Source organism: Lederbergia sp. NSJ-179, from assembly GCF_022867885.1.
Lineage (GTDB): Bacteria > Bacillota > Bacilli > Bacillales > Bacillaceae_C > Lederbergia.
This window is the reverse complement of the sequence record NZ_JALIFP010000012.1, coordinates 111,218-120,991: the sequence shown is the minus strand read 5'-3', so window position 1 is coordinate 120,991 and position 9,774 is coordinate 111,218. Positions and strand designations below refer to the sequence as shown.

Below are 9,774 nucleotides of genomic sequence, written 5' to 3'. Positions count from 1 at the left end.
CACCAGACAATGCGACTGGGGAGTTCACGGAAGAAGAGCAAACCGTAACGTATGTTTATAAACCAGTGAAACCTGAAGGTACTGTTGCGGTTGAATATGTGGATGAGGACGGCAATCCGGTATCTGACCCAGACTCACTTAAAGGAGAAGTAGGTTCTCCATATGAGACAAGCCCGAAAGAGATTGACGGATATGAGTTAGTCAAAACACCAGACAATGCGACTGGGGAGTTCACGGAAGAAGAGCAAACCGTAACGTATGTCTATAAACCAGTGAAACCTGAAGGTACTGTTGCGGTTGAATATGTGGATGAGGACGGCAATCCGGTATCTGACCCAGACTCACTTAAAGGAGAAGTAGGTTCTCCATATGAGACAAAACCAAAAGATCTCGACGGATATGAGTTAGTCAAAACACCAGACAATGCGACTGGGGAGTTCACGGAAGAAGAGCAAACCGTAACGTATGTCTATAAACCAGTGAACCCTGAAAGCTCTGTTGTCGTTGAGTATGTGGATGAGGACGGCAAGCCAGTATCTGACCCAGACTCACTTACAGGAGAAGTTGGTTCTCCATATGAGACAAAACCAAAAGATCTCGACGGATATGAGTTAGTCAAAACACCAGACAATGCGACTGGGGAGTTCACGGAAGAAGAGCAAACCGTAACGTATGTCTATAAACCAGTGAACCCTGAAAGCTCTGTTGTCGTTGAGTATGTGGATGAGGACGGCAAGCCAGTATCTGACCCAGACTCACTTAAAGGAGAAGTAGGTTCTCCATATGAGACAAAACCAAAAGATCTCGACGGATATGAGTTAGTCAAAACACCAGACAATGCGACTGGGGAGTTCACGGAAGAAGAGCAAACCGTAACGTATGTTTATAAACCAGTGAAACCTGAAGGTACTGTTGCGGTTGAATATGTGGATGAGGACGGCAATCCGTTAGCTGATCCTGACTCACTTAAAGGAGAAGTAGGTTCTCCATATGAGACAAGCCCGAAAGAGATTGACGGATATGAGTTAGTCAAAACACCAGACAATGCGACTGGGGAGTTCACGGAAGAAGAGCAAACCGTAACGTATGTCTATAAACCAGTGAACCCTGAAGGTTCTGTTGTTGTTGAATATGTAGATGAGAATGGTAACCCAATTGCAGATTCGGACACTCTAACAGGAGAAGTAGGTTCTCCATATGAAACTAGCCCGAAAGATATCGACGGATATGAGTTAGTCGAAACACCAGACAATGCGAACGGGGCATTTACAGAAGATAGACAGACAGTGACGTATGTGTATGTACCAATTGAAAATCCTGAACCAAAAGAAGGTTCTGTCGTTGTCGAGTATGTTGACGAGGCTGGCAACCCGCTTGTTGACCCGGAAATCTTGAAGGGTGAAGTTGGTTCTCCATATGAAACAAGCCCGAAAGAAATTAATGGATACGAACTGGTCCAATCGCCAGACAATGCAACAGGTGCAATTACAGAAGATAGACAAACCGTAACTTATGTATACGCACCGGTAAAAGAACCAGATCCTGAAAAAAGTTCTGTCGTTGTTGAGTATGTTGATGAGGCTGGCAACCCGCTTATTGATCCGGAAATCTTGAAGGGTGAAGTAGGTTCTCCATATGAAACAAGCCCGAAAGAAATTAATGGATACGAACTGGTCCAATCGCCAGACAATGCAACAGGTGCATTTACGGAAGATAGACAAACCGTAACTTATGTATACGCACCGGTAAAAGAACCAGATCCTGAAAATGGTTCTGTCGTTGTTGAGTATGTAGATGAGAATGGCAACCCAATTGCAGATTCGGACACTCTAACAGGAGAAGTAGGTTCTCCATATACGACTACTTCAAAACAGATTGATGGCTATGAATTAATTCAAAAGCCAGACAATGCGAACGGGGCATTTACAAAAGATAGACAGACTGTAACGTATGTCTATGCACCTGTGAAAGGACCTGATTCGGGAAAAGTAGTCATTGAATATGTGGATGAGGACGGCAATCCTGTAGCTGACCCTGACTCACTTACAGGAGAAGTAGGTTCTCCATATGAGACAAAACCAAAAGATCTCGACGGATATGAGTTAGTCAAAACACCAGACAATGCGACTGGAAAGTTCACGGAAGAAGAGCAAACCGTAACTTATGTCTATAAACCAGTGAAACCTGAAGGCTCTGTTGTCGTTGAATATGTGGATGAGGACGGTAATCCGGTAGCTGACCCAGACTCACTTACAGGAGAAGTTGGTTCTCCATATGAGACAAAACCAAAAGATCTTGACGGATATGAGTTAGTCAAAACACCAGACAATGCGACTGGGAAGTTCACAGAAGAAGGGCAAACCGTAACCTATGTCTATAAACCAGTGAAAGCTGAAGGCTCTGTTGTCGTTGAATATGTGGATGAGGACGGTAATCCTGTAGCTGACCCTGACTCACTTACAGGAGAAGTTGGTTCTCCATATGAGACAAAACCAAAAGATCTTGACGGATATGAGTTAGTTAAAACACCAGACAATGCGACTGGGAAGTTCACGGAAGAAGGGCAAACCGTAACCTATGTCTATAAACCAGTGAAACCTGAAGGCTCTGTTGTCGTTGAATATGTGGATGAGGACGGTAATCCTGTAGCTGACCCTGACTCACTTACAGGAGAAGTTGGTTCTCCATATGAGACAAAACCAAAAGATCTTGACGGATATGAGTTAGTTAAAACACCAGACAATGCGACTGGGAAGTTCACAGAAGAAGGGCAAACCGTAACCTATGTCTATAAACCAGTGAAACCTGAAGGCTCTGTTGTCGTTGAATATGTGGATGAGGACGGTAATCCGATTGATGATCCAGACACTTTAACAGGTGAAGTAGGTTCTCCATATGAGACAAGCCCGAAAGAGATTGACGGGTATGAGCTCATTCAAAAGCCGAAAAATGCAACAGGTGTGTTTACACAAGACGGGCAAATAGTTACTTATGTGTATGCACCAATAACAGAGGAAATACAAGGACCTGAAGATGGTGGAGATAGTCTAGGAAGTGATAAGGCTGACAATGGTCAAAAACTTCCTAATACAGCTACTAACATATACAATCTTATAGCTATTGGCTTGATTTTAGTATTGATTGGTTTGCTGTTTAGTTATCGACATAGTCGGCGAAATAATTAAATATAATAAGCTCGATCTAAGTGGCCTGTCTCTATTCCATAGGGAGGGCCACTTAGTTATTTCTAGAACTTTAAGAGAAAAGAGGTAGTGAATGCGAGGAACGTGATTGAAGAGCATTTATATGATAAGGAGATGGGCTCTATCATCATTATTGGTACTGATCTTCCGATGTTCCCACATTAACTGAAACGCTTGGTCAAACGTGTAAGTACTGCTTCATACTCTCCCATGTTTGGGTTGTAGATTCCTCTCAGTTTTTTGCTACAATGCATCCTTAAGATGGGCGTATGAATTTTTTGCATTTGCTCATACCGGAGTCTGTCAAACTAACCTCCAAGCATGATATATTAAGTAGTGAGCATAAGAGAATCGGATTAATATTGTCTTAGCTTTTCCTTTCCTCATTTTTCTGAAGAGGTCACTGTCCATCATCTCCTAACGCATACATCGGGCATCTCGGACTACTTTGATGAGGAAGTGGTGGATGATTTTGAAGAGTTGTGGATTCAGACTCCGATGTATCAAATAAGGAGATTGAAAGACTTCCTGCCGCTATTTCAAAACAGCCAATGAAATTAAAGGTAGGGGAGAGATTTCATTACAATAATGCCGGATATATTTTGTTAGGCCTGATCGCCGAACAGGTCAGTGAACGAAAATTCGCCAATTATATAGAGAAAAATATTTTTGCAAAGGCCGGTTTGGTTGATTTGGGTTATTTTGAATTTGATTCTCTCTCTTCAAGGACAGCACTTGGGTATCTAGATTTTTCTGATGGTACATGGAAAACAAATATCTACTCATTGCCGGTAAAAGGTGGCTCTGATGGGGGAGCATTTGCGACTGTCAAGGATATGGCAAATTTATGGGAGTCACTTTTCAATCGTAAACTATTAAGTGAAGCATATACGCACAAATTGCTTACTCCCTATATTTACACTGGTGATGAAAATAGCTTTTATGGGTATGGGATCTGGATAGAGAAAAAAGAAGATTCCATTATAAAATACCACATCATGGGCTATGATCCGGGTGTTTGCTTTCATTCTGCTTATTATCCTGAAACCGCTATTCAATCGGTTATATGCTCGAACAAGTCAGAGGGAGCTTATGATATGTTTAAAGGGATTGAAGAGGAAATTTTGAAAAATTCATTACGAGGAGAACAGTGATGGAAACTGATAACGTGTTTAGAATCGATTGTGGAGATCTTTATCTCCAAGAGTTTCGAATGGAGGATGCGGAAAGTATACACAGAATATCCAATCAGCCTGAAATATCTCAATTCTTGCCAGATTGGAAATCAACAAAAGAACAGAGAGTTGAGTGGATGACCCAATATGAAATACCAGAGAACCAAGCATTTCTTCAGGCGGCTAAAACTGCAAATATAGAAGGGCAATTTTTAAAACTTGGTGTGTTTATTAAGGAAACGGATGAATTCATTGGGTGGTGCTGTACGGGAATGAAAGATGAGCTGCCTCCGCCGAATAGAGAGATTGTGTATGCTATTTCAAGTCAATATCAACAGAGAGGATACGCAACGAAAGCTGCAAGTGGCTTAATTGATTATTTGTTTATGCATACTAATGTAGAAAACATCAACGCCATTGCTTTGACTCACAATCGATCATCCAATAAAGTGATTCAAAAATGTGGTTTTACTTACCTGCGTCAGTTGGCAATTGAAAATGAACGATATCTCCACTATATGCTAAGTAAATCAAATTGGAAGAAAAAACATTAAAGGAAGTGTTGTGATTCCACTAAGGGCATACGGATAGAATAAAACCTGCATTCATTCAATATTTAATTTTTTTCAGAGTTGGAGCTTGTTTATGTCACAATATAAATTAGTGGGAGTGGCTTCAGTTACTGGAGTCGATTTTTCCAAGGCCATTCTTCAGGAGGCAAAATGATGGTTAATAAAGCTGCTGCTGATAGAAGATCTAGCCATGATTAAATACTAAACAAATCCGATAGCTCCTATTATAAAAGGACGGCTTTGAACTTCTTTGTTAGGAAGCCCAAAAACCGTCCTATTTAATACACTATAACAGGGTCGTACGTGTTGAGATTATCATACACTTTTTTCATTATGTTCGGAGGCGTATTGACGCAACCACCTGAACCATCATTGAGATAGGCTGTCTTAGCCCAGTTTTCCCGCCAGCTGGCATCGTGAAAACCTTGCCCGCTGTTTGTAAACGGGGCCCAGTACTTCACATCAATTTCGTAATCAGGCTTCCCTACCGCACTGCCTTTTAGTGTGTACGGGGTTCGCTTAAAGAGAATATACCAAACTCCAGGAGATGTATCTTCGCCGGTACTATGTTTGCCAGTCACTACATCCGTTGTGACGACTAATTTTCCATTTCTGTAAATCCATATCCGCTGTTCTGCAATGGAAACTTCAGCATATGTGTCGCCAATACCGCTATTCTTGGTCGTTTCATAGCCAATCCCTTCATTTGTCCAACCATGTCCGTAAATATTAGCGGCCGAAATGGATTTATCCCCTTTTTCAAAAGCCTTTTGAACGATTGCTGCTTCTTTTTCAACATCTAGTGCCCATCCATAGCCTTGCGCTTTTACGGAAATCACCTTGCCTGAATGCGTCTTAAAATCTATATTTTTATCTAAAGTGGATTGAGTCTGATTAATTTCATCGATCTTGTCCTTAATAGTACTTGCGGTGATTGTCACCTCATCATCATTTGAAATAGCAGCGTTTTTGATTAATTCACTTGCCTTTAAGGTATACACTTTATCCTGTACCTTATAATCGACTGTTCGCTCCAAGAAAGCCTGATACTTATTCTCCAATTCCTTAACCAGTGGATTGTCCGATTTGACAGGCTTTAAGAATGCTGGCTTCAGATGGATATCGCTCGTATATTTCTGCTTCTTATAATCTTCTAATATAGCTGGAATATCATATTGTTCTCCATCAATACCATTGGAGATGACAACCTTACCATTCTCCAATTTAACCTCTGCATCTTGGGGAGCCTTTAAGTTCTCATTAATGGATAGGAGTTTCTCTTCTAATTGTTTGGTCATTGTTTTGCTCCGAAACTCATCCGTTTTTTTCGGCATCAACCAATAATTTTGTTCCTCTGAGGTAGGAAAAAACGTCCACTGTTTTTTTAACAATTTCTTTACTGCAGGCATATCTTGATCCGAAAATGCCATTTGCGTATCATTCTCATCTAAAATAAGTTCGTCACCTACATAAACTTTGTTTGTTAATGTAGCTGCTTTTAGTTTATTTATTGCCTTTTCAACTGTGAGCCCACCTACATTTACATCATTAATGGCAATTTTCGAGTTGAAACGAGTTGCCTGATAATAGCTTAGCCCTGCAAGTATGAGGGCGGCGACAATTGTAATAATTCCGATTATAATGAAAAAACGGTTTATACCTGGTTTGAATCGGCTCGGTCGCGTATTTTCTACACCTGGTTCGTGTAACAGACTCATTAACATTCCCTCCGCTACTTGGTTTTTACCGAAGAATTAAGCTTAGTTTACTACAATATTAAAATTATTACTATAATATTACAGAAACACGAATGGGAATGGTGTCATAATTTGCGGTATTTATAAATTTCTTTTTTCACTACAAATGTAGGGAACTCTATTTATGTTAAACTATTTAAAGAGTTCATAGATGCCTCTTCATTAAAGGCTTATGCCCTGTGAACTTTTTGAATGTATGAGGGGAGGAAGATGATTAATGATTGAATTAAGAAAAATAACGGACGAAAATTTTGAAGAGTGTATTGGTTTAGATCTTACACAAGCACAGTGGCAATATCTCGCTAACAATGCTTACAGTTTGTCAGAGGCCTATGCATTACAAAATGATGGAAATAAAATACCTATGCCCTACGTTATTTATCACAACGATGTGATGGTTGGGTTTACAATGGCAGTTTATCGGCCGATTGATCAGAACGATCCTGGCGATGACGAAAATAATTTTTACATTTCCAGATTGATGATCGATCAAAGATATCAAGGGAATGGCTATGGAAAGCAAGCGTTAGTAAAGTTTATTGAGATTATGAAAACCCTTCCTTATGGAGAGGCAGATTCCATTATTCTTTCTTGTGCAAAAGAGAACACGATTGCTTATAGATTATATGAATCACTAGGATTTGTTGATACTGGAGAGATTGACGAAGATGGGGATTGTTATATGCGGCTAAATTTAAAACCATAAAATCTTATAAGTTGAGATATTTTAAGAAGTAACGTAGGGTGCAGGACAATAATATTAAAAATCTTGAATCCTGCATAAAGGGGGCGAGTGAATTTGGAGCAATTGCATTAGGATCAATATTGATATCTAAACCGATTTTGTCGCTGATCAAATTGCGAAAAGTACTTTTGCCACTGCCATTATTACCTGCGAATACGTAGAATATCGGTTGCTGTACATGCATTACGAGTCACCGTCATGATTAAAAGGGGTAATTTCGCCATCTGGAAATTCTTTTACAAGTTTCCCGTTCTTTTCATATATAATATAGGTTTTCTTGCTCGATCGCCGGTCATCTTGACCCACTTATCAATCCATCCGTATTTTCGATTGGAATCATTATTTGGTTGTTTTAACATGAAAGCCACCACCTTTATTAAATTATATCAGATTGCTGGTTTAATTCGAATATATGATCAAAATAGAAAAGGTTAACGCAAATATAAAATTCCGAGAATACTTTAGACTTTCTGCCGTAAGGATTCTAGAGGGATATCAAAATGAGTGTGATAGTTGACTATATACAACCTGGTTCTTCATGATTCAGTAAGACACCAAACGGTCATAAATGAACGATAGTTAATTCTTTATTAATTATGGAGTAAGCAATATTTTAATTTGAGGTGTTATTAGATGAGTGCACAGATTAAAGGGAAGAAATTGAAAATAGAAGGTGGAAATAGGTTAGTTGGGGAGACGAAAGTAGATGGAGCAAAGAATGCCGCTTTAATTTTGGTACCTGCAGCCTGTCTTGCAACTGAGGGCGTTTCTTATTTAGAAAATATCCCTTCTATTTCTGACATTGATGTATTAATTGAAATTATGCGTGAAATTGGGGTTACAAGTTATAGAGAGGGAGCTTCTCTTTCTATCGAAGGTAATGGATTGAGAAATGGACACATAAGCGAAACGTTAATGTCAAAAATGCGCCAATCGATCTTATTCCTTGGTCCTCTTGTTTCAACATTAGGAGAAGCGACTATTTACTTACCAGGAGGAGATAATTTTGGTGTTCGTCCAATAGATATACACTTAAGTGCTTTAGAATCATTTGGCGTTGAAGTGAATGTAAATGATGGGATTGTTTATGCTAGGGCAAAACAACTTCCTCTTAAAGGAACGAAAATTACATTAAGACTTCCTAGCTTTGGTGCAACTGTCCAGTCTCTACTTACGGCTTGTCGAGCAACTGGAGAAACCATTATAGAAAATGTTGCTATGGACCCTGAAATAATGGATTTAATTCAATTCTTAAATAGCATGGGTGCAAAGATTAAAGTAACAGATGATAGGAAATTAATCATACAGGGTGGCAATCGTTTACAAGGTATTCAATATCAAATAATACCTGACCGTTTGGAAGCCGGCGCGTTACTTACCGCTTTTGCTATGACAAAAGGAAGTGGGATTATACATGGGGTTATACCAGGACACAATCACGCAATTATTTCTTTATTAAGAGATGTCGGTTTAGCAATATCCTTTATCAGAAATAACTCTATACTTGTTGATGCATCAGAAAAATTATCATCATTTCGTGTGACGGCAGGGCCTTACCCTGGATTATCCACTGATTTACAACCTTTAGTAGTTAGTTTAGCAACCATATGTAATGGAGAATCAATCATTGAAGATCCTGTATTTAATAGTAGATTTTCAATACGCTCTGAATTAATAAAGATGGGAGCACAAATAGATATAGATAGTTCAAAAAATCTAATGAGAATTAATGGAGTAAATAGACTAAAAGGATCCTTTGTTGAGGCAAAAGACATTCGTGCTGCAGTTGGTCTTGTCTGTGCAGGATTGTCATCCTTGGGAACTACATATGTAAGCGGATTAGAACACTTACATCGCGGTCATGGAAATTTGGTTGATAAGTTATTTGAGTTAGGCGCAAAAATTAAATATGTTTCATCAGAACAAGCATAAATCCAATATGTCTGAGTGAACTTAAGTTTGAAGGGGAATTTACTATTACTTGTAAGACAAACGATCCTGCTTAACTACACATTTCATACATTTTTCAGTTACCCAACAATCTAATTCTTTCCCATCATAATAGGTAATGTACCTAAACTATAGATTTGATATTATATTATCTATTTGGTTACTAGAATATGACTCGAAATTATTTAACTATCAAAAACAAGGGACCAAAAAATGTAAGGTCCTACTACTACCCTACTAATGACTAAAATAAGCAATTTCAAAATAAAAATAGGTTCCTTTACTTGCGTTTGGGAACCGTTATTTTACTTTTTTATTTGTCTTCTTGATCTAACGCCCCCCGTTCAACAAAAACTCCACCTCTCATCTAGT

6 protein-coding genes and 1 pseudogene are annotated in these 9,774 nt (G+C 39.0%); 5 read left to right on the top strand and 2 right to left on the bottom strand.

Features of this window, described 5'->3' with window-relative positions:
- The 3 genes and pseudogenes from MUB24_RS11425 to MUB24_RS11415 all read left to right on the top strand — a co-directional run.
- Window positions 1–3,185 (top strand): MucBP domain-containing protein (locus tag MUB24_RS11425; RefSeq protein ID WP_244704096.1); only part of this gene is annotated, 3,185 nt, incomplete at its 5' end.
- A gap of 381 nt (window positions 3,186–3,566) precedes the next feature.
- Window positions 3,567–4,357: pseudogene (locus MUB24_RS11420) on the top strand (serine hydrolase domain-containing protein); the annotation flags it as partial.
- Window positions 4,357–4,932, top strand: a complete 576-nt coding sequence (locus tag MUB24_RS11415) for a GNAT family N-acetyltransferase (RefSeq protein ID WP_244704094.1) — start codon at window positions 4,357–4,359, stop codon at window positions 4,930–4,932. The pseudogene MUB24_RS11420 and the gene MUB24_RS11415, both read left to right, overlap by 1 nt.
- A gap of 296 nt (window positions 4,933–5,228) precedes the next feature.
- Here the strand turns inward: MUB24_RS11415 and MUB24_RS11410 are convergent, their stop codons facing one another.
- On the bottom strand, window positions 5,229–6,668 hold the full coding sequence (locus MUB24_RS11410) for a L,D-transpeptidase family protein (RefSeq protein WP_244704092.1): 1,440 nt from the start codon (window positions 6,666–6,668) through the stop codon (window positions 5,229–5,231).
- 256 nt (window positions 6,669–6,924) lie between these two features.
- Between MUB24_RS11410 and MUB24_RS11405 the strand changes: the two genes are divergently transcribed.
- The gene (locus tag MUB24_RS11405) at window positions 6,925–7,413 is read left to right on the top strand and encodes a GNAT family N-acetyltransferase (protein WP_244704090.1); all 489 of its coding nucleotides are present in this window, start codon (window positions 6,925–6,927) and stop codon (window positions 7,411–7,413) included.
- Between the two features lie 275 nt (window positions 7,414–7,688).
- On the opposite strand, the gene MUB24_RS23280 is transcribed toward MUB24_RS11405, so the two are convergent.
- A complete protein-coding gene (locus tag MUB24_RS23280; protein ID WP_280516958.1) occupies window positions 7,689–7,811 on the bottom strand; it encodes a hypothetical protein in 123 nt (40 codons plus the stop codon).
- 274 nt (window positions 7,812–8,085) lie between these two features.
- Between MUB24_RS23280 and murA the strand changes: the two genes are divergently transcribed.
- Window positions 8,086–9,384, top strand: a complete 1,299-nt coding sequence (gene murA / locus MUB24_RS11400) for a UDP-N-acetylglucosamine 1-carboxyvinyltransferase (protein ID WP_244704088.1) — start codon at window positions 8,086–8,088, stop codon at window positions 9,382–9,384.
- Window positions 9,385–9,774: the final 390 nt, after the last annotated feature.